The sequence below is a fragment of the Pseudoduganella ginsengisoli genome, from assembly GCF_009720865.1.
In the GTDB taxonomy this organism is placed as follows: domain Bacteria; phylum Pseudomonadota; class Gammaproteobacteria; order Burkholderiales; family Burkholderiaceae_D; genus Rugamonas; species Rugamonas ginsengisoli.
The window spans coordinates 1-430 of sequence record NZ_WNLA01000091.1 but is presented as its reverse complement, the minus strand read 5'-3'; the positions used below and the strand labels follow the sequence as shown (position 1 = coordinate 430).

At 62.8% G+C, this 430-nt stretch carries 1 protein-coding gene; it reads right to left on the bottom strand.

What is annotated here, in order from left to right; translation table 11 throughout:
• Positions 1–430 (bottom strand): DUF4214 domain-containing protein (locus GM668_RS30340; protein WP_155442692.1); only part of this gene is annotated, 430 nt, incomplete at both ends.

Below are 430 nucleotides of genomic sequence, written 5' to 3'. Positions count from 1 at the left end.
TGGCGCCCACTGCGGCGCTGACAGCCTTGTCGATGCCTGCCTTCGCTTGCGCCAGCGATGCGTCGGTGGTTACGCCGTTGAGCCATGCGCTGGCCGAAGCTTTCGCTGGCGTACGCGTGTACGCAGTACTTTCCGTTGCGGTATCGAGCGCGGCCGTAAACGCTGCCGCCGCTTCCGTCTTGTTGTCCACCACGCGCTTGTCGGTTTCTGATGCCGCCGCCAGGATCAAGCCTACCGTCGCATGGGCGCTGTAGCCCTGTTTCATCACCCCGGCCCAGTATTCGGCGCCGGACGCCTCCGCCGCGCGGCCGAACAGGTTCTGGTACACCGCCTTGATCAAATCCACATTGGACTTGCCTTCATACAGCGCCTGGTATTCGGGCGACTTCGCGAAATCCGCTGCAATCGATGCCACTGTGCTGCCTTTGTC